The sequence below is a fragment of the Porticoccus sp. Uisw_050_02 genome, from assembly GCF_047729555.1.
GTDB lineage: Bacteria > Pseudomonadota > Gammaproteobacteria > Pseudomonadales > Porticoccaceae > Porticoccus.
Map to the genome: position 1 here is coordinate 14,374 of NZ_CP159825.1, position 24,633 is coordinate 39,006.

26 protein-coding genes are annotated in these 24,633 nt (G+C 43.3%); 9 read left to right on the forward strand and 17 right to left on the reverse strand.

Translation table 11 applies throughout. The features are described 5' to 3' along the window. The first annotated feature begins 79 nt into the window (after positions 1-79). The 7 genes from pstC to ABXT41_RS00095 all read left to right on the forward strand — a co-directional run bounded on the left by pstC (position 80) and on the right by ABXT41_RS00095 (position 6,585). Positions 80-1,468 (forward strand): phosphate ABC transporter permease subunit PstC, encoded by a 1,389-nt coding sequence (gene pstC / locus ABXT41_RS00065; RefSeq protein WP_415391478.1) that lies wholly within the window; start codon positions 80-82, stop codon positions 1,466-1,468. Continuing rightward, positions 1,461-2,750 (forward strand): phosphate ABC transporter permease PstA, encoded by a 1,290-nt coding sequence (gene pstA, locus ABXT41_RS00070; RefSeq protein WP_415390806.1) that lies wholly within the window; start codon positions 1,461-1,463, stop codon positions 2,748-2,750. The genes pstC and pstA overlap by 8 nt, the downstream gene beginning before the upstream one ends. A 147-nt stretch (positions 2,751-2,897) precedes the next feature. After that, positions 2,898-3,644, forward strand: coding sequence for a phosphate ABC transporter ATP-binding protein PstB (gene pstB, locus ABXT41_RS00075; protein ID WP_415391479.1), 747 nt, complete (start codon positions 2,898-2,900; stop codon positions 3,642-3,644). 53 nt (positions 3,645-3,697) lie between these two features. Next, positions 3,698-4,372 (forward strand): phosphate signaling complex protein PhoU, encoded by a 675-nt coding sequence (gene phoU / locus ABXT41_RS00080; protein ID WP_415390807.1) that lies wholly within the window; start codon positions 3,698-3,700, stop codon positions 4,370-4,372. A 138-nt stretch (positions 4,373-4,510) separates the two neighbouring features. Beyond that, positions 4,511-5,167: a carbonate dehydratase gene (gene can, locus ABXT41_RS00085; protein WP_415390808.1), complete on the forward strand. Its 657-nt coding sequence runs from the start codon at positions 4,511-4,513 to the stop codon at positions 5,165-5,167. A gap of 29 nt (positions 5,168-5,196) precedes the next feature. Next, positions 5,197-5,973: a peroxide stress protein YaaA gene (gene yaaA, locus ABXT41_RS00090; protein WP_415390809.1), complete on the forward strand. Its 777-nt coding sequence runs from the start codon at positions 5,197-5,199 to the stop codon at positions 5,971-5,973. Between the two features lie 6 nt (positions 5,974-5,979). Beyond that, entirely contained in the window at positions 5,980-6,585 is a 606-nt protein-coding gene (locus tag ABXT41_RS00095) for a DUF938 domain-containing protein (protein ID WP_415390810.1), read from the forward strand. A gap of 5 nt (positions 6,586-6,590) precedes the next feature. On the opposite strand, the gene ABXT41_RS00100 is transcribed toward ABXT41_RS00095, so the two are convergent. From ABXT41_RS00100 to ABXT41_RS00130, 7 genes are all read right to left on the reverse strand, one after another. Beyond that, a complete protein-coding gene (locus ABXT41_RS00100) occupies positions 6,591-7,739 on the reverse strand; it encodes a GNAT family N-acetyltransferase (RefSeq protein ID WP_415390811.1) in 1,149 nt (382 codons plus the stop codon). A gap of 11 nt (positions 7,740-7,750) precedes the next feature. Then, a complete protein-coding gene (gene phoR, locus ABXT41_RS00105) occupies positions 7,751-9,058 on the reverse strand; it encodes a phosphate regulon sensor histidine kinase PhoR (RefSeq protein ID WP_415390812.1) in 1,308 nt (435 codons plus the stop codon). A gap of 14 nt (positions 9,059-9,072) precedes the next feature. After that, entirely contained in the window at positions 9,073-9,771 is a 699-nt protein-coding gene (phoB, locus tag ABXT41_RS00110; protein ID WP_415390813.1) for a phosphate regulon transcriptional regulator PhoB, read from the reverse strand. Between the two features lie 79 nt (positions 9,772-9,850). Beyond that, a complete protein-coding gene (gene ubiA / locus ABXT41_RS00115; RefSeq protein WP_415390814.1) occupies positions 9,851-10,732 on the reverse strand; it encodes a 4-hydroxybenzoate octaprenyltransferase in 882 nt (293 codons plus the stop codon). Between the two features lie 51 nt (positions 10,733-10,783). Next, positions 10,784-11,371, reverse strand: coding sequence for a chorismate--pyruvate lyase family protein (locus tag ABXT41_RS00120; protein ID WP_415390815.1), 588 nt, complete (start codon positions 11,369-11,371; stop codon positions 10,784-10,786). A 64-nt stretch (positions 11,372-11,435) separates the two neighbouring features. After that, positions 11,436-13,508, reverse strand: coding sequence for an ATP-dependent DNA helicase RecG (gene recG, locus ABXT41_RS00125; protein ID WP_415390816.1), 2,073 nt, complete (start codon positions 13,506-13,508; stop codon positions 11,436-11,438). After that, a complete protein-coding gene (locus ABXT41_RS00130; RefSeq protein ID WP_415390817.1) occupies positions 13,505-14,440 on the reverse strand; it encodes a LysR substrate-binding domain-containing protein in 936 nt (311 codons plus the stop codon). The genes recG and ABXT41_RS00130 overlap by 4 nt, the downstream gene beginning before the upstream one ends. A gap of 54 nt (positions 14,441-14,494) precedes the next feature. Here ABXT41_RS00130 and ABXT41_RS00135 point away from each other — a divergent pair, with 54 nt between their 5' ends. Continuing rightward, complete coding sequence (locus ABXT41_RS00135; protein ID WP_415390818.1) at positions 14,495-15,400, forward strand: NAD-dependent epimerase/dehydratase family protein; 906 nt, start codon at positions 14,495-14,497, stop codon at positions 15,398-15,400. Positions 15,401-15,406: 6 nt separating this feature from the next. Here the strand turns inward: ABXT41_RS00135 and ABXT41_RS00140 are convergent, their stop codons facing one another. The 5 genes from ABXT41_RS00140 to ABXT41_RS00160 form a co-directional block, all read right to left on the reverse strand. Next, entirely contained in the window at positions 15,407-15,790 is a 384-nt protein-coding gene (locus ABXT41_RS00140) for a RidA family protein (RefSeq protein ID WP_415390819.1), read from the reverse strand. A gap of 12 nt (positions 15,791-15,802) precedes the next feature. Beyond that, complete coding sequence (locus tag ABXT41_RS00145; protein WP_415390820.1) at positions 15,803-17,914, reverse strand: RelA/SpoT family protein; 2,112 nt, start codon at positions 17,912-17,914, stop codon at positions 15,803-15,805. Positions 17,915-17,935: 21 nt separating this feature from the next. After that, positions 17,936-18,280, reverse strand: coding sequence for a DNA-directed RNA polymerase subunit omega (gene rpoZ, locus ABXT41_RS00150; RefSeq protein ID WP_415390821.1), 345 nt, complete (start codon positions 18,278-18,280; stop codon positions 17,936-17,938). Between the two features lie 88 nt (positions 18,281-18,368). Continuing rightward, positions 18,369-18,986, reverse strand: coding sequence for a guanylate kinase (gene gmk, locus ABXT41_RS00155; protein ID WP_415390822.1), 618 nt, complete (start codon positions 18,984-18,986; stop codon positions 18,369-18,371). A 41-nt stretch (positions 18,987-19,027) separates the two neighbouring features. Next, on the reverse strand, positions 19,028-19,891 hold the full coding sequence (locus ABXT41_RS00160; RefSeq protein WP_415390823.1) for a YicC/YloC family endoribonuclease: 864 nt from the start codon (positions 19,889-19,891) through the stop codon (positions 19,028-19,030). Positions 19,892-19,998: 107 nt separating this feature from the next. Between ABXT41_RS00160 and rph the strand changes: the two genes are divergently transcribed. Further along, complete coding sequence (gene rph, locus ABXT41_RS00165; protein WP_415390824.1) at positions 19,999-20,721, forward strand: ribonuclease PH; 723 nt, start codon at positions 19,999-20,001, stop codon at positions 20,719-20,721. A 7-nt stretch (positions 20,722-20,728) separates the two neighbouring features. Here rph and ABXT41_RS00170 read toward each other — a convergent pair whose 3' ends face one another. The 5 genes from ABXT41_RS00170 to gshB form a co-directional block, all read right to left on the reverse strand. Further along, positions 20,729-21,316, reverse strand: a complete 588-nt coding sequence (locus ABXT41_RS00170) for a YggT family protein (protein WP_415390825.1) — start codon at positions 21,314-21,316, stop codon at positions 20,729-20,731. A 55-nt stretch (positions 21,317-21,371) separates the two neighbouring features. Continuing rightward, a complete protein-coding gene (gene proC, locus ABXT41_RS00175; RefSeq protein WP_415390826.1) occupies positions 21,372-22,187 on the reverse strand; it encodes a pyrroline-5-carboxylate reductase in 816 nt (271 codons plus the stop codon). Positions 22,188-22,232: 45 nt separating this feature from the next. After that, entirely contained in the window at positions 22,233-22,925 is a 693-nt protein-coding gene (locus ABXT41_RS00180) for a YggS family pyridoxal phosphate-dependent enzyme (protein ID WP_415390827.1), read from the reverse strand. Between the two features lie 47 nt (positions 22,926-22,972). Continuing rightward, positions 22,973-23,419, reverse strand: coding sequence for a Holliday junction resolvase RuvX (ruvX, locus tag ABXT41_RS00185; protein ID WP_415391480.1), 447 nt, complete (start codon positions 23,417-23,419; stop codon positions 22,973-22,975). An 89-nt stretch (positions 23,420-23,508) separates the two neighbouring features. Continuing rightward, positions 23,509-24,453, reverse strand: coding sequence for a glutathione synthase (gshB, locus tag ABXT41_RS00190; protein WP_415390828.1), 945 nt, complete (start codon positions 24,451-24,453; stop codon positions 23,509-23,511). Positions 24,454-24,633: the final 180 nt, after the last annotated feature.

Here is a 24,633-nt window from a genome sequence, read left to right on the forward strand (position 1 = left end):
TTTAAGGATGAATTTTTCAGTATAATGATTGCGTTGTGAAAAAGTAAAAATAGTGCCATTAACAGCAACTGGAACAGCAATGGGATTAACCTCTTTAGTTTTAATTTTACTGGTGTTGGCTTTTGTGGTTTATTCTACGGCCCGCTCTCGAGCCATCAGCCTAGCAAAACCGCTTGGTGGAATAAGCCACCTGCACTCTCTGCCATTTTTTTATGGCATGCGTTCTGCAATTTGGTGCGCAGTCCCAGCGCTTGGATTGTTGATCATATGGTCGTTGTTTGATGATCATATAATCAGCACCTTGGTGTTAAATAGTTTGCCAGAAAGCATGAGGCCCGCTTCAGCCACTGAGCACAGCTTGCTTATAAACAGTATAGAGAATATAGCGAGCGGCGCGCTAAGCTCTGTAGCGTCAGACCCACACCTGGTGTCTGCTGCAAAAGTATTAGACGACCTAAACGCTATGGCTGCAAATTTAGTCACGATAGTTGTATTATCAACGGCTATTTTTTGCAGCGCGTTGGCCTGGATCAAGCTTTCCCCTCAATTGCGAGCGCGCCAAGCAGTAGAGAAGGCGTTCAAAACAGCTCTGCTTGCAGCAGCTTGTGTGGCGATTTTTGCCACTCTTGGCATTGTTCTGTCGGTATTATTTGAATCTATAAGATTTTTTCAGATGGTGCCAGCCTCAGAATTTTTGTTGGGCACAGAGTGGAGCCCGCAAATGGCTATTCGTGCGGACCAGATAGGCTCATCTGGTAGTTTCGGCGCCATTCCGCTTTTTGTGGGAACGTTGTTAATTTCTTTCATAGCGATGGTGATAGCAGTGCCAGCAGGACTAATGTCAGCTATATATTTGGCTGAATATGCCGAACCTGGGGTACGTAACTTTGCTAAGCCAGTGCTAGAAATTTTGGCAGGAATTCCCACCGTTGTGTATGGCTTTTTTGCCGCACTAACGGTTACCCCCTTTCTTCGACAGGCTGGAGCAAATATAGGATTAGACGTATCATCAGAAAGCGCTTTGTCCGCAGGACTTGTGATGGGCGTAATGATCATACCGTTTGTGTCTTCGTTGGCAGACGATGTAATTACTGCAGTCCCTCAAAGTTTGCGGGATGGCTCCTTGGGGCTTGGTGCAACCAAATCAGAGACAATTAAAAAAGTTATTTTTCCTGCTGCGCTGCCTGGGATAGTTGGAGGGGTCATGCTGGCAGTCTCGCGCGCTGTTGGAGAAACCATGATTGTGGTTATGGCGGCCGGCCTAGCAGCAAAAATGACTATTAATCCATTAGAAACAGTAACTACAGTGACGGTGCAAATTGTTACTTTGCTTGTTGGAGACCAAGAGTTTGATAGCCCTAAAACGTTAGCAGCTTTTGCTTTGGGTTTAATGTTGTTTGTGGTTACGTTAGCGCTTAATTTCTTTGCGCTGCGTGTCGTGAACAAATATAGGGAGCAATATGATTAACCTAACTGCGGCCTCCCGAGAGCAAAGAGTTAGACTGGGTCTAAAGAAACGACATAGAGCAGAAAGACAGTTTAAATTTTATGGTGCTCTGGCTATTGTATTTGGTTTGGCCTGCGTTTTTTTGTTGTTTGGCGACATCGTTAGCAAAGGACATAAAGCCTTTCAGCTAACCTATATTAATCTTGAAGTAACTTACGACCAGGACATTTTAGGTGTAAACGATCCAACTGATGCTAGGCAAGTGTCCCTAGGAAACTTTCATGGAGCGATTAAGGCTGGACTAAAAAACCGTTTTCCAGAAGCGACCGGACGAAAAAATAAACGGGAACTATACAGCTTAGTCAGCAATGGCGCAGGATATAATCTGCGTGATCGCCTAATTGAAAACCCAGTGTTATTGGGCAAGACAATAAAAATATGGGTGATCGCCGATGATGACGTTGACACTTACTATAAGTCTATAGGCGAAAGCGATGGACCGTTTACGGGGCGAACGAGCGAACAAAAAGAAGGTTGGTTGAAAGAGCTTATAAAGGCTGGAGATATAGAGAAACGATTTAATTTTAATTTTTTCACGGAAGGTGATTCTCGAGAACCAGAGCTGGCAGGCATACGAGGAGCGGCAATGGGCTCCTTCTACACGTTGATTATTACTATACTGCTTGCTTTTCCTTTGGGTGTTGCGGCGGCAGTATATTTAGAAGAGTTCGCTCCTCGCAATCGTTGGACGGGCTTTATTGAAGTTAATATTAATAACCTCGCTGCTGTACCGTCGATCATCTTTGGGCTACTAGGCTTGGCGGTTTTCATTAATTTTTTCCATGTGCCTCGATCAGTGCCACTGGTGGGAGGGTTGGTGTTAACCTTGATGACTTTGCCGACAATAATTATTTCAAGCAGGGCCGCCATCAAGTCTGTGCCTCCGTCAATTCGTGAGGCCGCTATTGGCGTTGGTGCGTCTCCGATGCAGGTGGTTTTGCATCACGTGCTTCCCCTTGCTATGCCCGGAATGCTGACCGGCGCCATTATTGGTATGGCGAGAGCGCTGGGCGAAACAGCGCCACTTTTAATGATAGGAATGGTGGCATTTATCGTGGACATCCCCAGCGGCTTTCATGATCCATCCACCGCGCTACCCGTTCAAATTTTTCTTTGGGCGGATAGCCCAGAAAGAGCTTTCGTAGAAAAAACATCGGCGGCAATTATGGTGTTGTTGGCCTTTTTGATAGTAATGAATACTTTCGCCGTAGTTCTGCGAAAACGTCTTGAACGAAGATGGTAGTAGAGGCCAAAAGGATAAATGATGAACACGATAGAAAAACACACTACAGGTATTACTGCTGGCCTACAGGAAGGCAGTAGCGTAAAAGACAGCGAAGAGCAGCATCCAGAGGAAACCGTAGGAAAACCACTGATAGATAGCCCAAAAATGTCTATCCGCAATGTCGATGTTTCCTATAGCGACAAGCAGGCCATATATAATGTCAATTTAGATGTTGGGAAACACGAAGTGATTGCTATGATTGGGCCGTCTGGCTGTGGCAAGTCTACGTTTCTTAGGTGTCTTAACCGAATGAACGATACGATTGACAGCTGTAAGGTGTCCGGTTTAATCACGCTAGATGATGAAGATATTTACGCTTCAGATATGGATCCTGTGGCGCTACGCGCAAAAGTGGGCATTGTTTTCCAGAAACCCAATCCTTTTCCTAAATCAATTTATGACAACGTGGCTTATGGTCCTCGACTGCACGGCCTTGCTGCCACGAGAGCCGAGATAGATGAAATTGTTGAGGTGAGCCTTACCCGAGCTGGGTTATGGAACGAAGTAAAAGATCGGCTTGATCAGCCCGGCACAGGGTTTTCAGGCGGCCAACAGCAAAGACTATGCATAGCAAGAGCCATTGCTATTAGTCCAGAGGTTATTTTGATGGACGAGCCGTGCTCTGCTCTAGACCCGATTGCTTCGGCTAAGATCGAAGAGCTCATTGCGGAATTGTCACAGAATTACACTATAGCGATTGTGACGCATTCAATGCAGCAAGCGGCACGAGTGTCTAACCGAACAGCGTATTTTCATTTGGGCCATTTGGTTGAGGTTAATGATACCGAAAAAGTGTTTACTGCGCCTACACATCAGCTCACAGAAGCTTATATTACTGGGCGTATTGGATAAAAAATAATAAATCGGTTAGTTTAATGGTAATAAATTGTATGTAGGGGTCACCAATGGACAAGTTACAGCTAGATCAGCATATATCAAGACAGTTTAATGAAGACCTTGAAGACATTAAAACGGCTATGCTGGCGATGGGAGGGCTGGTAGAGAAGCAGCTAGAGGATGCCATAACGGCGGTTACAGAAGCAGACAGTAAGCTAGCTGAGCATATTATAAATACCGAGGCGCAGATCGATGAGATGGAAAAAGACATTGACGAAACCTGCATTACGCTGATTGCTCGACGTCAACCTGCGGCCACCGACCTACGGCTAGTAATGGCGGTGAGTAAAACCATAAGAGATTTAGAGCGCATCGGAGACGAGGCTCAGAAGATCGCTAAGATGGCCATTCTTTTGACGGAAGACGGTAGTCATCCGCGCGGATACGTAGAGGTGCGTCATATTGGAAGCTGTGTTCGATCAATGTTGCGTGACTGTCTGGATGCATTTTCAAGATTTGATGCTGAATCTGCTATCGCCACTATGCTGCAAGATGAACAGGTAGACGTGGACTACAGGACAGCCCTTCGTGAAACAATTACTTTTATGATGGAGGATCCTCGCAGCATATCTCGTTCCATGAACGTTCTTTGGGTGCTTAAATCGTTAGAGCGTGTTGGCGACCATGCTAAAAATATCTGTGAACAGGTTGTATATCTTGTTCAAGGAAGAGACATCCGCTGATTAGCATCAAATCATGCTGATCTTTGCATGTGGCATGTTCTTCAGGAACCGGATAAATTATCCGGTTTTTTTGTAACAGCATTTGTTGGTTTGAGCTAGCATGTGCGCGACATAATAAATTTATGGAGTTCTGATTTAGTGAAAGAATTATTTTTAAATAACCAAAAGTGGGCAGAAAAGGTTGAAGAAGACAATCCTGACTTTTTTCAGGACTTGTCTGAAGAGCATGCTCCAGAATATCTCTGGATTGGCTGTTCAGACAGCCGAGTTCCTGCAAATGAAATTATTGGCTTAATGCCAGGGGAGCTTTTTGTTCATCGAAATGTTGCTAATTTGGTAGTCCATAGTGACCTTAATTGCTTATCAGTGATTCAGCTGGCTGTTGAAAAGCTAAAAGTTAAGCATGTTATTATTTGTGGTCATTACGGCTGTGGCGGCGTAACAGCTTCGGTTTCAAACCAAAAGTTTGGCGGTTTGATTGATAACTGGCTACTTAATGTCCAAGATGTCGAGTATCTGCACAGGGCGGCTATAGATTATAGCGGCCAAGAAGAAAGGACCATTAACCAAGTCTGCGAGCTTAATGTGATAGAGCAGGCAGTCAACGTTTCCATGACTAGTATTGTTTTAGACGCCTGGGCTCGCGGGCAGAAGCTGGTGATTCATGGCTGGATTTACAGCATGACCGACGGGCTATTAAAAGACCTAGGGGTAAATATTTCAAATGCTGAGGAAATGAGATCTCAATATAACTCAGCAATTGAGGACATCAATAGGCGTTACTCTGGCGGTTGATTTCACAGGATCAATATTGAGGTGTTTTTATGTTAGTAGTTATTTCTCCTGCAAAAACATTAGACTACAGTACGCCGGCATCAACCGACAACTACAGCCTGCCAGGCTATCTTGACGATTCTGTGGAATTAATTCGACAACTTAGGCGCCTTTCTCCTTCCGAGGTGTCTAGCCTGATGCATATTAGCGACAAGCTGGGGAGCCTTAATTTTGGTCGGTACCTAGATTGGCGCCCAGAATTTAATACAGACAATGCTAAGCAATCTATTCTGGCCTTTAAGGGAGACGTTTATGCTGGGCTGGATGCTGCAAGCCTATCAAGTCTAGACCTGCAGTGGGCACAGAATCATTTAAGAATACTATCTGGCCTTTATGGATTGCTGCGTCCGTTAGACTTAATGCAGCCCTATCGGTTAGAAATGGGCACAAAATTTCCCACGAGTCGTGGTAGTAACTTATATGAGTTTTGGGGCAATAAAATTACAGAGGGGTTGAACCAAATTCTTGATGCTGAAAAATCTCAATTGATTATTAATTTGGCCTCTAATGAATATTTTAAGGTGATAAGAACACAGTCACTTAAAGCCAACATAATCACCCCTGTATTTAAGGACTGGAAGAACGACAATTATAAGATTATTAGTTTTTTTGCCAAAAAAGCTAGAGGAATGATGAGTCGATTCATTATTGAAAATCAAATTGATGACCCTGAGAAAATAAAATCTTTCATCTCAGGCGGATACCTCTTTGATCAGGCTATGTCGACACCAAACGAATGGGTGTTCACAAGAAAGACAATGGAATAGCGCCGAGTGTCGATACCAAAAATATTTTCTCAGGCTTGTGAAAATAATCGTCAGCCAATCTTAGACTTATTGTTGCGTTTTTTTGCTAAAACCAGATCTGTCTTGGAGATTGGTAGTGGCACCGGCCAGCATGCAGCTTTTTTTGCCCCTCGCCTCCCCCATCTTGTTTGGCAGACGTCAGATCTAGCGATAAACCACACAGCTATTAATGCCTGGATTAATGACTACCCATCAAGCAACATTCGTCGCCCATTAGTCTTTGATGCAAGCTCCTCAAGCTGGTCATGTCGTTTGATGGACGGGCTTTTTACAGCCAACACCTGTCATATTATGCCATGGCCTACTGTAGTCAGTTTATTTGCAGGACTGCCTTCGCTGCTTGCCTCGGAGGCCACCATAGTTATATATGGGCCCTTTAAGTACGGAGGGCGGTTTACTAGCGCAAGTAACGCAGACTTTGATTGTCGACTAAAGATGCATAACCCTCATCAGGGTATACGAGACTTTGAAGCGATTAATGGGCTAGCGTCTTCTGCTGGGCTAGTCTTGCAGGAAGACCTACCCATGCCTGCAAACAATCGATTATTAGTTTGGCAAAGAAAAAACACTTAGCCTGCTTATAGCGCTTTTTTGTAGGGCAGTCGTTTAGAAGCATGCGCTATGTAGTCTTTAGTGTGCTTGTCTTCCTGGTCTAAAAATTTCTGTATTGCTTCTGCAAAGCCAGAGTGTCTAATCCAGTGTGATGAATGCACCTCTACCGGCTTAAATCCTCTAGAAATTTTGTGCTCTCCTTGAGCCCCTGCATCAAAACAAAACAAATTTTTTTCAATAGCAAACTCTATACCTTGGTGATAACAGAGCTCAAAGTGCAGAAATTCGAATTCTTTTTGGCATCCCCAGTAGCGACCGTAGAGGTTGTTATTATCAAAAAAGAATAGTGCGGCAGCAACCTTCTCGCCTGCTTTTTCATCTCTCCCTTCTGCTACACACATCATTGCTTGATTTCCTATGGCATTACCCAAGTTTTGGAAAAAGTCTTTTGTTAAGTATCCGTTTGTTCCATTGCGTTTTGAGTATGTTTGTTGATACATGGCATGCATAAATTCCCACCAAATAGGAGTAATTTCTGCACCCACCAAGCGGGTGATATGTAGTTGTTCGTTTGCTAAGCGGCGCTCCTTAAGGAGATTTTTTCTTTTTCTTGAAGTCAGTGTGCCGATAAAATCGTCGAAATTAACATAATGGTCGTTATGCCAATGATACTGAACCCCAGTACGCTGCATTGCTAATTCTGGGACCAGCGTTTGGGCTAATTCGTGTTGTGGGAATAATAAATGCCATCCTGAGGCCCCGCACTCTTCTGCTAAGAGCCTGATTGAGGCCAGTATTTTTTTAGCCACTAGCTGGCTATCAATATTAGGCAGTATACCTATGCGCGGCCCAGTTGAAGGCGTAAAAGGTATTGCAGAGATAAGCTTAGGGTAATACGGGACTCCATGTTGAGCATAAGCATCAGCCCAAGAATGGTCAAACACATACTCTCCCCACGAATGATGTTTTAAGTACAGCGGCATAGCGGCTATTATTTTGTCATTAGATTCTAATAATAAATGCTTAGGAGTCCAGCCAGTTTCTGCGCATACACTACCAGAGGACTCCAACAGAGACAGAAAGCTATGCCTAAGAAAAGGATATTTTGATTCAAAAAGAGAGTCCCATAGCGATGGAGGACACTGATCAATAGATTCCAATATTCGAGTTTTCAAGCTTTAGCCTTTTAGGTGTCGATTTTGACTGAGCCCATAGGAAACCTGCACCTAAACGCGCTGCCTTTTCCTAGCGTGCTCTTTATTTCTAGTAAGCCAGAGTGGCGAATTAGAACATGCTTAACGATTGCAAGGCCCAGCCCAGTTCCGCCTGTTGCAGAGGAGCGGCTTGCGTCAACACGGTAAAACCTCTCTGTAAGCCGAGAAATGTGAGTGGAATCTATGCCGCTACCATTATCAGATACCTCAATAACTTGAAAATTATTTTCGATATAGGCTTTAACTTTAATTTTTGTTTCAGCTGGATTGTGTCTGAGGGCATTCAAAACTAAATTAGAAAAGGCGCTATATAGCTCTTTGTGGTCCCCCGACAGGCAGACTGCGTCAGCGTACTCTAAGCTTACTTTGTCCGGCTGACCCACAGAAATACTTTCACTGATAACAAGAGCATCTTTAACAATATCTTGTAGTAGTTGTTCTGTAGCTATTGGAGTTTTTGGTGCCGGCGCTGCTGTGGACTCTAACTGAGACAGCATAACTAAATCATTAGCCAGACAGGTCATCCGGCTAGTTTGTTCTTGCATTTGCCCCAGTGCTTTTTTCCAAGCCTGAGGCAGGCCCTCTTGAGCGGCTAGCAGTGTTTCGGTATAGCCGGATAGCACTGTCAATGGCGTACGTAGTTCGTGAGAAATATTCCCTAAGAAGTCTTGACGTACTTGTTCTAAATGCTTTAATCGAGAAATATCCCTAACTACCAAAAGGATTTCACCTTGACCAAACATAGCGGCACTGAAGAGAACAGTTCGGTTGGGGTTCTCTGATGCAGCTAGTTCTAGCTGTGTTAATTGTATGGGGTCTTCAATAAAAGCGACAAATCTTGGATCACGAACTATATTAACTATGGACTGCCCTCTATCGCTTTCTTTTAGGCCTAATATTTTTACTGCCGAGGGATTCCACCACTCTAATATTCTTTCAGCAGAAAGAGTAAGAACCGCATCTGGTAGAGCCGCGGTAACCTGACCCACGCGGCCCGATAGTTCTTTGCGACTTCGCTTAGCTCGTTCATTGCGCTGTTGCATACGATATAGATGATCTGCCATATCTGCCGGAATACCAGAAATATCAGGAGGATGGCCCACGCAGCCTCTTTCTAGCCACCGATATAGCTTTAGGATGCCTAAAGAGGCCCATATCAAATACAGGAGGACCGCTATTAGCCAGGTAAGAACCAGATGATCGTTTGTTAAGCCGACAATTGTCGACAAGAACAACAACAGGAGGATCAACTGTGCTTCTGATGCTAGGCCTCTATGCAAAATTTAAATCCTATTTAGTCAGAAATTTTAGCAGAGAACCGATAACCTGCCCCCCTAACAGTTTGTATCAAGCGATCATGACCTTCAAGCAATAATGCTTTCCGTAGACGTAGAATATGCACGTCAATTGTACGCTCGTCCATGTACACATTCCCACCCCAAACATAGTCTAATATTTGGTTCCGCGAGTACACTCTTTCTGGATGTGATAAAAAAAAATTTAAGAGCCTAAACTCAGTAGGCCCAAGATTAACAGGTGTACCAGAGATGCTGACACGATGGCTGACAGGATCAAATATTAGCTGATCTACCTTAAAGGGCTCTTGCGGCGCTTCCCCATCCGAACGCCTCAACACTGCTTTGATACGAGCGATCAAGTTTTTGGGAGAAAATGGTTTAGAGACGTAGTCGTCGGCTCCTGATTCCAAGCCCTGCACCATGTTGTCTTCTGCAACTTTAGCCGTCAACATAATAATAGGAAGAGAATTCGTTTGCTCATCACGCTTTAAGCGTCTCATTAATTCCACACCGCTAGTGCCTGGCATCATCCAGTCCAGCAACATTAAATCTGGCTCTTCGTCTATTATCAGGCTGTGAGCTTTGGAGGCGTTTTCGGCCTGTAAAATTTTGTAGCCAGCAGGCTCCAGAGCCGAAGCTATCATTTCGCGTATAGGGGCTTCGTCATCAACTATTAAAATAGTTTGTTTTTTCATAGCGCACACCAATCAAAAGTTGAAACCATTATTACATGACATTTACATAACAAAAATATGACAGCTGTGCTGTTCTCCATTAGATTGCGCAGTAGTCTAATGCTAGACCAATAAAAATTACTGCTCCCACGTAGTTGTTGTTTAAAAAAGCCTTAAAACACCCCCTTTTGTCACTATTGCGTATTATGTACTGCTGGTAAACAAATAGAGCCGCGGCAGCTATCAGCGAGCAATAAAACCATTCTCCTCGCTCAAAGAAAACACCAGTTATGGTTAGCAGCACCAAAACTGCTACCTGCAAGCATGCGGTAATAGCCCGATCCATTTTGCCAAACAAAATAGCCGTGGATTTAACGCCAATTTTTAAATCATCGGCCCTGTCAACCATGGCATAAAAAGTATCATATGCAATAGTCCACATGACTATGGCGCTATACAGCCACCACAACATACTATCGATTTGATTGGTTACGGCAGCAAAAACCATAGGAACGCTCCAGGCAAAAGCCGCGCCCAAAAATACTTGTGGTAGATGAGTGTACCTTTTCATAAAAGGGTAGCTGGCAGTTAAGGCAGCGCCTATGCAAGAAAGCTTAAGCGTCAAGTTGTTAGTAAACATGACCAAGGTAAGTGCGCCAGCGCACAGTATAAAAAAAATTATGAGTCCTTCTTGGGTGCTGATAGAGCCGCTAGGAATTGGTCGATCACGAGTCCTCTCTACATGACCATCAATTTTTCGGTCAGCAATGTCGTTAATAACGCAACCTGCGGCTCGCATCAACACTACACCAAAAGTAAAAATTATAAAGTTTTTCAGAGTTGGCGGACCTCCGCTAGATAGCCATAGGGCCCACAGGGTAGGCCAAAGCAACAACAAGGTTCCTGCTGGCCGATCAAAACGCATGAGTCTCAAGAAGACAGGCAGGCGTTGTTTTAGGTTCTTTATCTTAAAGCTATACATATGGTTGCTAACACGTGATTAATTTTAAATGAAATTTGGACTGAAAACTTTTCAATGAAAACTACTTGAAAGCAATTTTTTGTTAAATCCTGGTATAAATAGTTCACTCACAAGAAGCGGCTTTTTATCTAGATAAAACAATGAGCGGCGACCCCAAACAGCCGCGTCATAATTATTGGCAAACCCTTGATGCAGATAACCATTATTTTGCAGGCAGCCTATCTCAATATCACCGCGCTGCATGGCAATGTCTCTGAACAAAAGAGCCCCTAAAGGCTTATTATTTAGTTTTCGTAAATTTTTTAAGCGGCCAGTAAGAGTTTTGACAGGAATAACACTGCGCGCATACACTAATGGTATATTGCAACCATACAGAATGACTTGTCGGATCAATGCTTTCTGCCGCAAAGGCATTCCGAGCGCTCGAATTTCTGACAGCATTGGTGAAGCCATTTGTTGTGTTAGCACTTCGACTTTAAATTCTCCCCGACTTAGCTTCATGAGACGCTGCGTTAGAGACCCCCTGTCAAGAAGCCAGCTACGCAACCCCGTTGGCGTTGCAGTATAGGGTGCCCGCACATAGCTTTTCCAGTTGGGCTCGGAAAGAAATATTTGATTAGGGTTATGATAAGCGAACAAGTTTCTACCTGTAGGTCGTCTGATAGCGGTGTATTCTAACCTGTAAAGACATTAATGTTGCATCCTATACTTGGCCATAACGCTCGCCGTCCCCAAGCCATCTTCGGATAATTGCTTGGGCGTTTAATGGATGTTGGTCCAATAGTAACTCTGCTGATAGTTTGATTTCTGGCAACAAATGACCGTCTCTTTGTAAGTCTGCAATCCTGAATGCCATTTCACCCGTTTGCCTGGTCCCCAGAACTTCTCCGGCACCACGAAGCTTTAAGTCCATTTCAGCTATTTTAAATCCGTCGTTCGTCTGGCGCATAATTTTAAGTCGCTCAGCCCCTTGTTGTGATAAGGACGGGCCATACAACAACACGCAGTGACTTTCTTCTTTTCCTCGCCCCACTCTTCCTCGAAGTTGATGGAGCTGCGCTAGGCCAAGACGCTCAGGGTTTTCAATCACCATCAAGCTTGCATTTGGGACATCAACACCCACTTCAACCACAGTTGTGGCCACCAAAAGTTGAGTTTTCCCCGCCTTAAACTGAGCAATAGTAGCAGACTTTTCTCCTGTTTTTTGTTTGCCGTGCGCCAAGCCAATTTTTAGCTGTGGAAGCAAAAGATGCAGTTCTGCTGCAGTCGCTTCTGCGGCTTGCGCTTCCAGCAGATCAGATTCTTCAATAAGCGTGCATACCCAGTATGCTTGGCGACCATTAGTACAAGCTTTTTGTACCCGATCAATTACTTTCTGTCGATTGCAGTCCGCGATAACGACTGTATTAACAGGGGAGCGCCCAGGCGGGCTTTGGTCGATGACAGAGCAATCGAGGTCAGCATACGCGCTCATAGCCAGCGTTCTGGGAATCGGCGTCGCAGTCATTGTAAGCTGGTGGGGAATTTGGTCGTCATTCCTACCTTTTTCCTTCAAGGCTAGACGCTGATGAACCCCAAAGCGATGTTGCTCATCAATTATGGTTAACGCTAGATCTCGAAAAGAAACCTCTTCTTGAAATAAGGCGTGGGTCCCAATTACTATTTGCGCAGAACCATCTTTGATTGCGCCAAGTTGTTGTGTTCGAGCCTGTCCTTTTACTTTTCCTGTAATCCATCCAATTTGAATTCCTAGTGGATTGAGCCACGCCTCAAAAGACTGGCGATGCTGCTCTGCCAAAATTTCAGTTGGTGCCATGAGGGCGGCCTGTTTCCCCGCGGCTACACATTGAATCGCCGCTAACGCGGCAACGACAGTTTTTCCTGAGCCAACATCCCCTTGCACTAACCTCAGCATAGGATATGAATTATATAAATCTTTTTGAATCTCAAAACTTACTCGTTTCTGTGCACCTGTGAGCTCAAATGGCAAAGCATCTAAAAACCGCCCTCTCAGGTGATCTTTATTGCAAAGAGGTGGGGCCTTATGACTTTGAACTGCTTGTCTAAGCTTAAGCAGGCTTAAATTATGAGCTAGCAGTTCTTCAAAGGCCAGGCGCTGCTGGGAGGGATGCTCCCCTTTATTTAATTGTTCGATGGCCGCGGTGTTTGGTGGTTGATGAATAAATTTTAATACAGTAGTAAGAGACGATTTTTTTAATTTTTCTGGAAGAAGCTCTATTAACTGATGTTCGTTCATTAAGCTCAGAACTTGCAAGATAATGCCCCGCATCCTTTGTTGAGATATACCTTCAGTTGTGGGATATACCGCAGTCAGATATTGCTGGAGGGGCAAAGGATGGGCTGGATCCAAAAATTGACATTCTGGATGGTAAACCTCGAGCCCCGAGCTGCCGATTTTTACTTCACCATAACACCTAAGATGAGAGCCTACTTTTAGATTGTTTCGTAGGGCGCTACTAAAATGAAAAAAACGTAGACTGATAATCCCTGTGTTGTCCTGAAGCCGACATAGCAGACTGCGACGACGACCAAATACGACGTCACATCCACGGATTGTCCCCTCGATAACAACCTCTGTGTTTGGTTGCGCGCCTCCAATTGCCGATACACGTGTTCTGTCGATATAGCGTAGAGGCAAATGGAAAAGTAAATCTTGTGTTGTCTCTATCCCCAATTTGGACAACCTTAAGGCAAGCTGAGCCCCGACCCCATTGAGTTTTATTACAGAAATTTGATTAAGAGACTGACTAGTCATTTATATGAAGGACTTGTTGGGCCTGATCTACAGCCAGGCAAAGGATTGCGTTTAATGGCTTCTCGAAGCGCATCAATAGCTTTGTGTCTAGGAAAACTTGCTCTCCACGCTAATGCGGTTGATCTGCGAAGAGAAAGTTCTTCAAATGGGCGGGTAGTTAGAAAGCTGTCGCTATAGCCTGATCCTGTCGCAGCAGAAAACGGTAAAATCGTGATCCCAAGCCCTGAGGCCACCATATGGCGAAGCGTTTCTAGCGAGCTGCCTTCAGATTCTGTGCGAATTTTCCCTGGATGCTTGTTGAGATTTGGAAGGGCTAGTCGGACTTGATCCCCAAAGCAATGCCCTTCGCCTAGCAATAAAACATTTTCATTATCTAGGTCGGTTGATTTTATAGAAGCTTGTTTGGCAAGAGGGTGTGTTTTTGGAAGCAATAGCACAAACGGCTCAGAATATAGGGGCTGCACAACGACATCAGGGGCATCGAAGGGCAATGCAACAATGATAACATCTAGGACCCCGCATCTTAAGCGTTCTCTCAAGGTCGAAGTAAAGCCTTCTTCCACAATGAGTGGCATCTGTGGGACAAACTCTTGCAGGTTGGGAATAAAGTGAGGGAAAAGATAGGGGCCAATAGTAAAAATAGCACCCACATGAAGAGGGGTGGCAAGCTGATCTTTCCCTGCAGACGCTACATCCTTTATTTTTTCTACTTCTTCCAGCACAAGATGCGATTGAGCGATAATTTTTTCACCTAGAGGGGTGATAAAAACTCTATTTTTTGAACGCTCAAATAGTTCAACGCTAAGTTCTGTTTCTAATTTCTTGACAGCAATACTGAGCGTCGGTTGACTGACGTTGCATCGCTTAGCCGCTTCGCCAAAATGTCGTGATTCTGCAAGAGTGACGATATAGCGTAATTCAGTTAAAGTCATAATTGTTTCTCCGTTTATAATCATAGCTATAATAAATCACAAAGGGAAAGCTAATTGAAAATTTTATTTATAGGTTGTGGAGATATTGGTCTTCGAGCAATCCGAGCGCTACCAAGCGGCAGCCTAGAGTTTGCTTGGCAAGCGCAGGCTATGCGACGAAACCCTTTGGCTTTGCCGGCAGATATTGATGCAATAAGGGGGGATCTTTGCAACACAGGAGACCTTTTGGCTGTATTAGACAAGTCTAGTGTTGATGCAATAGTGATCACTTTGACCCCGGATCATATGAGTGATCAGGGCTACCTTGACAGCTATGTTGCTGGAGCAAGAGCTTTGAAATTAGCCTTGTCTAAAACAGAAAATCCTCCTCGCTTAGTAGTGTGGGCCTCAAGTTCAGGAGTATATAGTCAAACTAATGGTGAATGGGTCGACGAGCTTTCGGAGGTAATTCCAATATCGTTCCGAGGCAAGCGATTGCTGGAAGCAGAGAAGATAATAGGCTCTTTATCAACAGAGCCCCTATTATGTAACGGTCGACCGATTAAGCCTTTAGTGGTGAGATTTTCTGGAATATATGGCCCCGGTAGAAACAGACTAATTCATCAGATAAAACAGGGCAAAATCGCTGCCAAAGAACCCACCGTCTGGACCAACAGAATCCATTCAGAAGATTGCGCTAGAGTTATTGTTCATTTGCTAAAAAGATATGCGCAAAACAAACCCTTAGAAAGCTTATATCTGGCTACAGACGATGAGCCGGTTTCTGCACATGAGATGCAGCACTGGTTAGCAAAACAGATGGGGGTTTGTATTTTAGGTGACAGCGACAATAAGAAAAATAGACAGAGTGCTGGATTGTCAAATCGAAGATGTAGTAATAAATTGTTGACCAAAACTGGTTATAAATTGGCTTTTCCTAGCTTTAGGGAGGGCTATCTTTCTCTTTTAAAAAATGAATAGAGGCAGCTAAATCACCATGATGGCATCCATCTCAACAGCAGAATTTTTGGGTAAGGCGCTTACTCCAATTGCTGCTCTGGCCGGGTAAGGTTGGTCAAAATAGCGAGCCATAATGTTGTTCACCGCGGAGAAATCATTTAGGTTGGTGAGATAAATATTTAATTTTACAATATTTTTTAGAGACCCACCCGCTGCTTCACAAACGGCAGTAAGGTTTACAAAAACCTGTTCTATTTCAGCCTGTATGCCACCCTTGACAATAACCATAGTTTTAGGATCCAGTGGTATTTGCCCAGACAGGTAGACAGTATTGTTTACCTTGATCGCCTGTGAGTATGTGCCAATGGCTGCAGGGGCTTTTTCTGTGTTAATTGTGGCCTTATTGATCATCGGATTGCCTCTTCAATTTTTAGTGCGGTAGACCCGCTGTACTTGCTTCAATAGTCTTATACGCCTAATAACCTGAGCGAGATGTATTCGACCTTTAACCTCAATTAACAAATCGACAATACTAGAATCCCCGTCTCTTTCATCTGCTTGGATTTTAAGTATTACTGCTTCACATGCTGAAATGCGTGATGCGAGTGTGGCAATAACCCCCCTCTCAGAAACCAGTTGAACTTTAAATGCTACAGCAAAATCGCCTTTTACTTTAAGCGACCAATTGAGCGAAATGCATTTTTCAATGTTAGTACGAATTTCATTAAGATTTTTACAGCTATCAAGGTGGACTACAAGTCCTTTGCCGGGACTAAGGTGGCCTAAAATAGAATCTCCAGGTATAGGATGGCAACACCTCGCATAATTTATAATCAATCCTTCTCTAGTGTCAATCATAATTGGTGATTCGAATTCTTCAGGAATGCTGTCTTTTCGCATAGATGGCGGGGCCATAAGGTTAGCCAAAGCATAGGCCATGCGGTCTCCCAAACCAATTTGCTGCAGAATCTCTTCAAATGAAGCGCAACCTGTTTCCGCCAACGCTCTTTTTATCCAAGATTTACGAATACTTTTGTAGTTTGTGCCGAAACTGCCAAGTGCCCTATTGAGAAGATTTTTCCCCAAGACTATAGATTCTGCGTGCTGTTGGTGCTTAAGGAAATGACGAATAGCGCTTCTGGCCTTGGCTGTCATAACAAAATTGAGCCAAGATGGGTTAGGTTGCGCATCTTTAGTGGTGATGATTTGAAGCTTAGCCCCGCTGTCTAGTCGTGTCGAAAGTGGAATCAAGTCACCATTACTTTTGCAGGCAACACAAGTATTGCCTAAGCCCGTATGCACCGCATAGGCAAAATCGACCGGTGTTGCCCCATGAGGAAGGGAGATAATATCACCCTTGGTTGTGAATACATAAACCTCGTCTGGGAATAAATCAGTTTTTACATGCTCAATAAATTCTAGAGAATTACCAGCTTGTTTTTGTATTTCAAGCAGCCCTTGAATCCATCGATAAGCCCTTGGATTTCCTTCTTGCTGAGACTTGTAAAGCCAATGCGCAGCAACACCAAAATTTGCCATAGCATCCATGTCCCGTGTTCTTATTTGGATTTCAATAAGTACACCATGCGTTCCTATTAGAACGTTATGGAGAGACTGGTATCCATTGACCTTAGGAATGGCAATATAGTCCTTAAACTCACCTGCTACTGGTTTAAATAGATTGTGTATAACCCCTAACGTACGGTAACAATTATCTACAGAGTCAACCACAATGCGAAACGCAAAGACGTCCATGATGTCGCGAAAGGATTTTTTTTTGGATTTCATCTTTTGGTAGATGCTCCAGAGGTGCTTTTCACGACCGGTCACCTCTGCCCCAATAGACTCCTTATCTAGTCTCACCTCAATCCCATCTTGAATTTCTTTAACAATCTCTCGGCGAGGACCGCGCGCAGTTTTACGAGCCTCCAGCATCCGTTTGTACCTAACCGGATACATGGAGGAAAATCCTAGCTCTTCAAACTCAAGCCTGAGGTTGTTAATTCCTAATCGTTGAGCAATAGGAGCATAAATATCTAATGTTTCTCTGGCAATTCTGCGACGCTTTTCTGGACTTAAGCCATGAATAGTTCTCATGTTATGCAGCCGATCAGCTAGCTTTATTAGCAATACGCGAATATCTTTCGACATAGCCAAGGTCATTTTTTGAAAACTTTCGGCTTGTCTTTCGGCCTTCGAGGTAAATTCAATTTCACTTAGTTTGCTGACACCATCTACTAGCTCGGCAACAGTGCTTCCAAAATGACCTATGAGTTCTTTTTTGTTGATATGGGTATCTTCAAGTACATCATGCAATAAGGCCGCCATAAGCCCTTCGTGGTCAAGATGCATGTCTGCGAGAATTATAGCTACAGCAAGAGGATGAGTAATGTATGGCTCACCACTTTGCCTTAGCTGGCCTTTATGGCACTGCTCAGCAAACTCGTAAGCTTTCAGAACACTTTGGACTTGATTTTCTGCGAGATAAGAGGAAAGTTTATTGCCTAGCGCCTCGGCGACCAAAAAGGCTACCAAGATTTCTCCTCCCGTATGAAGCTATTCTTCTGCTGCACTTTGTAAAATTGCAGCAGGGTCTTCTAGTGAAGGCGACACTCCAACCTCAGAGATACTTTCGCCTTCAGTTATTATTTCTGCTTCTTCTGTATCTACAGGTTCTATTATAAAATCATCAGGCTTCTTTCTTTCTATTAGAATGTCTGCTGTTATAAAACCTTCTTCAATTTCTCGCAAAGCCACTACGGTAGGCTTGTCGTTTTCCCAGGGAACTAGGGCTTCTTTAGAGCCCAGAGCTAACTGACGGGCCCGTTTAGAGCTAACCATAACAAGCTCAAAGCGGTTGTCTACATTCTTCAGGCAGTCTTCTACAGTAATTCTGGCCATGTGCGGTTCCGTTTGGTTGGTTACTTCTTGAGCAACCAAGAAGTTCTGTATTGCATACAGGGCCGCCTAGTGTACAAAATTGCTGGTTTCAGGACAACAAATCCTTGAGCAACGAGAGATATTTTTGTTCTTGACGCGGAAGTTTCAGTCGTTTGCTTAAAATAATAGAGCCAATGTCATCAAGCGCCTCACTAAAACCATCATTAATGATTAAATAATCAGCTTCTTTGAAATGAGAAATTTCTTCCTTAGCAGCCGATAAACGTCGTTTTATGACAGCTGAGGCATCTTGCCCACGACTTGTTAGTCTTTCCTCAAGCGCATTCAGTGATGGAGGTAAAACGAAAATACTGATGCAGTCAGACAGAAGCCGACGAATCTGTGCAGCCCCTTGCCAGTCAATCTCGAGAATAACATCTGCTCCGCTCAAGAGGGTCTGTTGTACCCACTTTTGAGAGGTGCCATAAAAATGATTGAACACTTGAGCGTGCTCAAGAAAAGCTTGCTCATCAACTAGGGAAAGAAAAGCCGCTTGATTGACAAAATAATAGTCTACACCCTCTTTTTCTCCGGGCCTCATTGCACGAGTTGTATGAGAAACGGAAGCATGCAAACCAGAAGTCTTTTTCAACAAGGCGTTTACCAGGCTTGTTTTTCCAGCCCCAGAAGGGGCAGAAACTGTATAGAGGGTCCCTTTTTTAGGCATTGAGTGTATTTCCTTTTATTCTTTAATTTTTATAAATTAGGCTATTCAATATTTTGAATTTGCTCTCGCATTTGCTCTATTAGAACTTTTAGCTCTACCGAAGACTGTGTTGTATCGCTTCCAATAGATTTTGAGCCAAGCGTATTGGCTTCGCGGTTCAACTCTTGCATCAAAAAATCCAGCCTTCTTCCAATAGGCTCTTGGCGTTTAAAAATATGATCTATCTCTATCAGATGTGTATCGAGCCTATCGAGCTCTTCCTCTACATCAGCTTTTTGCGCAAGCAGCACTAATTCTTGCTCAAGACGTTCTTTGTCAAGATTTAGCGACATATCATGAAATTTGTCTATAATTTTTTGTCTTCGTGTCTCTAATAGGAGCGGAAGTTTTTGACGCACACTGCTAATCTCACCTGCAATAGCCCTAAGGCGTTGTTCAATAAGAAGCTGGAGCCTGCTCCCCTCTCTCCGTCGACCCTCTTTGAGTTCTATTAAAGTCTCTTCAAAAAGAGCCACCAATGTTTTATTTATACCGCTGTTGTCTGCCTCTATTTTTTTGATTACCCCCGGCCACCGCAGAATATCAAAAGGGGAAATTTTTGCAGGGCTATTTATTTGGGTTGCTAGGGCCTCGCATACAGATATGCATTCTTCTACTATTGGTTGATTTATAGCTAGCTTATCAGGCGTTTGGGTGGTGTTTATTTGTAGTATGCAATCTATTTTTCCTCTCTCAAGATGTTTTTTGCAAAGTGCTCGCAATGTCATTTCAAGCTCTCGGACTGAGTCAGGTGTATGGAAATGTGCGTCTAAATAGCGGTGGTTAACAGAGCGTAATTCCCAAACAGCTGTCCCCCATTCGCATTGGATGGACTTGCGTGCAAAAGCAGTCATGCTGTTTGTCATATTTGGCGCCCATAAAAATAAAATATTGGTATATATATTAACATGCTGTCACATAAGCTGAATAAATCAGCTAAAATGACATCCTATTTTCTCAGGAAGCAAACAATATGTCTCGACCTAGTGGCCGCTCTACAGATCAACTACGCAATGTAACTATTACTCGTAACTATACTAAGCACGCTGAAGGGTCTGTGTTGGTTGAGTTTGGCGACACTAAAGTCATTTGTACGGCTAGTGTTGAGAATTCTGTTCCACACTTCCTTCGAGGAAAAGGCCAAGGCTGGATTACAGCAGAGTATGGCATGCTTCCTCGCTCAACAAATTCAAGAATGAGTAGAGAGTCCAGTCGAGGCAAGCAGTCCGGAAGAACCCAAGAAATTCAAAGGTTGATTGGCCGCTCATTAAGAGCAGTTGTTGATCTCAAAATTTTGGGCGAAAATACCATTAAGATAGATTGTGATGTTATTCAGGCTGATGGTGGCACACGAACAGCCTCGATTACTGGCGCCTGTGTTGCATTAATGGATGCCGTTAATTACCTAAAAAAGACAGGAAAGATTCAAGAAAGCCCTTTGATTGGGATGATTGCATCTGTATCAGTTGGTGTTTACAACGGAACGCCCGTATTGGACTTAGACTATGCTGAAGACTCTACGGCTGAAACTGACATGAATGTTGTGATGAACAGTGATGGAGGGTTTATTGAGATTCAGGGAACTGCAGAAGGCGCTCCCTTTGCTCAAGACCAGCTTGATAAAATGCTAGCTTTGGCTAAAAGTGGCATCAATGAGTTGCTGGAGCTACAACAAGCCGCACTATCTGAAGGCTAATCAATGGTTATATGCCGGCAACTACTCGTGTGTCGAGCAGGAGCGAGCCAGCTATCCCATGAAGAAAAAACTCTAGCATATTAAGGACTAAAAATAAAAGCATCGGCGACAAGTCTATAGCCCCAAAAGATGGAAGAATGCGCCTAAATGGCTCCATTACTGGGGAAATAATTTGCTGAATTAGCACTATAGCCGGATGCTGACTCTGTGGGGCTATCCAGCTGATAATAATCGTGGCCAGCAACCCGTAGAGGTAAATATTTAGAAATACAGACAGCGTGCCCACTAAACCCCAAGCAAGAGCCATAAAGATACTGACCATGCCGGCACCATTAATTGTAAATGTTAGCTGTATGATTAACCACTGAACCAGTAAAGCCAGTACTAGGCTGGCAAGGTCACATGAGCGAAATGGTGGCAAAAAGACGCGTATCGCACTACTTGGTAGTCGAGTGGCTTTAATGATAAATAAAGAAATAGGGTTATAAAAATCTGCCTTAACCAGCTGCAGCAAAAAACGAAATATTATTAAAGTTAAATAAAAACTACCTAGGGTTTGGACTAAATATGTTGCGTATGGGGTCAGTGTGGTCATGGCCTGCTTATCCGTTAGTTATATTGATAGATTTTTAGTGCTTATCGATTTAGTCTCATGCTTCTTTTGCCAGCTCTTTTGCTCGTTTAACGCAGCTAGTCATTGCTTTGTTGAATAATCCTAAAATATCCCCTTCAAGAAATGTGTTAATAGCTGCTTCAGTAGTACCAGCTGGAGAAGTAACACGTCTACGCAACTCTGCTGGTTCTATGTCATTCTCCATTGCCATTTTTGCCGCACCTAAAGCAGTTTGCAAGATTAATTTTCGAGCAACTTTCTGACTTAGGCCGAGCTCTATACCGGTTTTCTCCATAGCCTCCATAAAAAGAAAGAAATAAGCGGGGGCGCTTCCAGAAACTGCCGTAACCGCATCAATATCTTCTTCCTTTTCGAGCCAACAGCAGACTCCAACAGCATTAAAAATTTCAGTGGCTAAGCCACACTGTTCACGGCTGACAACCGTATTAGCAAATAATCCCGTTGCACCAGCTTGAACCAGCGCTGGAGTATTAGGCATGCATCTAACGATAGGAGCGTCCTTCCCTAGCCATTTTTGTAAGGAGGACAAGGGGATACCTGCAGCAACGGAAATTACCAGTGGTCGATGTTTTAAAGAGGCAGATAGTTCTAGAGAGACTGATTTTACCATTTTAGGTTTGACTGAAAGCAGTATTACTTCTGCGCCGGTAGCTGCAATAGAGTTATCTTTCGTCGTACTGATTCCAAATTTTTGGTTTAGGCGAAAAAGCTTCTCTTCTGTGGGACCGCTAACAGTAATATGGCTTGAGGGATGTCCTTTGTCTAAGATCCCACCTATTAAGCTAGTTGCCATATTGCCACCACCTATAAATGCTATTTTTGGCTTGCTCACAAGAACCTCCTTAATAATTAAATCCGTTGTATGTTGCTATAATAACTACCTGGGACCAAAAATAGCTGAGCCCACCCTGATAATTGTTGCACCTTCTTGGAGTGCAGCTTCAAGGTCAGACGACATCCCCATGGAAAGCGTATCTAGTGTTGTCAGTTGAGGGGAGCTATCCCTGACTCTCAGGAGTAGTTTTGACATAGCCTTGAATGTTTTCCTTTGCTCTATCTCTGTTGCATTGTGTTGAGGTATTGTCATTAAGCCTCTAAGGTTTAAACGAGGAAGGGCCTTAACTGCAGTAGAAACTTCAGAACACTCTTGAACCGATAGTCCTGATTTGCTTTCTTCTTCACTAATGTTTACCTGTATGCAGACATTTAGTGGCGGCTGATTATCTTGTCGTGATATATTTAGTTTTTTGGCAATTTTTGCTTTATCAATTGTGTGCACCCAGTCAAAATTTTCTGCTATTTTTCGTGCTTTATTGGATTGCAAGGGACCAATAAAGTGCCAGCATATATCCGATAGGTCGGAAAGTTCCTGTTGTTTTTTAAGAGCCTCTTGTAAATAATTTTCTCCAAAGTGTTTTTGTCCTAATGCGTATGCAATTCTTATAGCCTCTGAAGGCTGGCCTTTGCTGGCCGCGACAAGGATTATATCTTTTATGCAGCGATCTGTAGTTGCCAGAGCTTGCTGAATGCGGCAGTTAATATTGTTCAAATTGATAGGTATATTAATCATATAAGGCCGACTAAAAATTAAGATTTATTGTAGGGGCAAGTATAGCATTACGGTAAAACTGCTATGGTTGGGTCTGATAGCCAAGTTTGTAAGATAAGTACAGCTGCAAGATCATCCACAGGATTGTCGCGATAGTTTGTTGAACTATGTTTTTTGTTTTTTTCATGCTTAAGCTGATTTTGATGCTTTGCTTCAAATGTAGAAAGTCGTTCATCGACCATCTCTACTTTTATTCCAAATTTACCATGTATTCTGCGAGCAAATTTACGCGCTCTGATACAAAAATCACTCTCACTTCCATCCATATTCAGAGGCAACCCCACAATTACTTGATTTGGTTTCCAGTCATCTAGTAGTAGTTTGATCTTGTCCCAATCAGGCATTCCGTTTTTTGCCTGTAACACAGCTAGTGTGTTTGCTGTCCCTAAAAAGTTTTGGCCAATAGCAACTCCAATTTGGCGTGTACCAAAATCAAAAGCTAGGACAGTGAGGATTTCTTTAGTGATAATTTTATTCCTATTCTAGTTCTAGGCATAACAAATTTTTTAGTAGCATCTTAGTCTCTACCTGCACAAAACTAAAACTATAGGTTTTTTTCAATGGCGGCCAGTAGTTGTGCTCCAATATCTGTGTGTTGTTCGCGATCAATTTCTCTGGCACATGTGGGGCTAGTAATGTTGATCTCCGTTAAGTGGCAGCCAATGACATCTAGCCCGGCAAACAGGATGCCTTTTTCTTTTAATACTGGCCCTACTTGGCTGGCGATCCAAAGATCATTCTTGCTTAGCGGTTGCACAATACCTTTGCCGCCCGCCGCCAGATTTCCTCGAATGTCTCCCTCCGGCGGAATCCTTGCCAAGCAATAGGGAACGGGCTCTCCTTCAATCATCAAAATACGCTTATCCCCTAATTTTATTTCTGGGATAAATTTTTGCGCCATGATGGTTCTCCGCCCATTATCGGTCAGTGTTTCTATGATGACATTTAAGTTGAGATCATTTTTCCCAATTTTAAAGATAGATGCTCCTCCCATTCCATCAAGAGGCTTAAGGACAATGTCATGATGTTTTTTGTAAAAATTTTTAATTTGACCGACATCCCTACTAACCAAGAGGGGTGGCGTACATTGAGGAAAAGAAGCTGCAAAAATTTTTTCATTGCAGCCCCTAAGGCTTTGAGGCTTGTTAAGAACCATTACACCTAGCTTCTCTGCTGCTTCAAGTATGTAGGTTGTATATATGTATTCAGTATCAAAAGGAGGGTCTTTGCGCATAAGAATGACATTCAGGTCTGACAGTGATGTAAGTTTTGGCTGCCCTAAAGAAAACCAGTCTGTCTGATGATCCTTGACTCGTAGCTGAGACATACTAGCGACTGGATTTTCATTCTCAAGAGATAGGTCATGTTGCTGCATATACATAATCTCCCAGCCTCTGTTTTGCGCGGCAAGAAGTAATAGCAGTGTGGTGTCTTTGTATGGATTAATTGATTCAATTGAGTCCATTACAACGCCCAGAGTTCTGGTCATGCGTGCATCCTATAAGATAGCCGGCTGTATTTGTTATTTTTTAACGCTTGAAACATGTTTGTTACTATAAATCATTCCTTAGTTTTTAAAACCATGTAGATCCGCTTAATGTTTGCAGTTTATTTTTTGAATGACTTTTATACTGTGATTAAGCTCATTTTTGCGAGCAGTTTTAAAGAA

Coding starts and splice junctions, on each gene's coding strand:
- pstC (WP_415391478.1), top strand. CDS start 80: ATGGGATTAACCTCTTTAGTTTTAATTTTACTGGTGTTGGCTTTTGTG.
- pstA (WP_415390806.1), top strand. CDS start 1,461: ATGATTAACCTAACTGCGGCCTCCCGAGAGCAAAGAGTTAGACTGGGT.
- pstB (WP_415391479.1), top strand. CDS start 2,898: ATGTCTATCCGCAATGTCGATGTTTCCTATAGCGACAAGCAGGCCATA.
- phoU (WP_415390807.1), top strand. CDS start 3,698: ATGGACAAGTTACAGCTAGATCAGCATATATCAAGACAGTTTAATGAA.
- yaaA (WP_415390809.1), top strand. CDS start 5,197: ATGTTAGTAGTTATTTCTCCTGCAAAAACATTAGACTACAGTACGCCG.
- phoB (WP_415390813.1), bottom strand. CDS start 9,771: ATGAAAAAACAAACTATTTTAATAGTTGATGACGAAGCCCCTATACGC.
- ubiA (WP_415390814.1), bottom strand. CDS start 10,732: ATGTATAGCTTTAAGATAAAGAACCTAAAACAACGCCTGCCTGTCTTC.
- recG (WP_415390816.1), bottom strand. CDS start 13,508: ATGACTAGTCAGTCTCTTAATCAAATTTCTGTAATAAAACTCAATGGG.
- ABXT41_RS00130 (WP_415390817.1), bottom strand. CDS start 14,440: ATGACTTTAACTGAATTACGCTATATCGTCACTCTTGCAGAATCACGA.
- ABXT41_RS00140 (WP_415390819.1), bottom strand. CDS start 15,790: ATGATCAATAAGGCCACAATTAACACAGAAAAAGCCCCTGCAGCCATT.
- rpoZ (WP_415390821.1), bottom strand. CDS start 18,280: ATGGCCAGAATTACTGTAGAAGACTGCCTGAAGAATGTAGACAACCGC.
- gmk (WP_415390822.1), bottom strand. CDS start 18,986: ATGCCTAAAAAAGGGACCCTCTATACAGTTTCTGCCCCTTCTGGGGCT.
- ABXT41_RS00160 (WP_415390823.1), bottom strand. CDS start 19,891: ATGACAAACAGCATGACTGCTTTTGCACGCAAGTCCATCCAATGCGAA.
- rph (WP_415390824.1), top strand. CDS start 19,999: ATGTCTCGACCTAGTGGCCGCTCTACAGATCAACTACGCAATGTAACT.
- ABXT41_RS00170 (WP_415390825.1), bottom strand. CDS start 21,316: ATGACCACACTGACCCCATACGCAACATATTTAGTCCAAACCCTAGGT.
- ABXT41_RS00180 (WP_415390827.1), bottom strand. CDS start 22,925: ATGATTAATATACCTATCAATTTGAACAATATTAACTGCCGCATTCAG.
- gshB (WP_415390828.1), bottom strand. CDS start 24,453: ATGACCAGAACTCTGGGCGTTGTAATGGACTCAATTGAATCAATTAAT.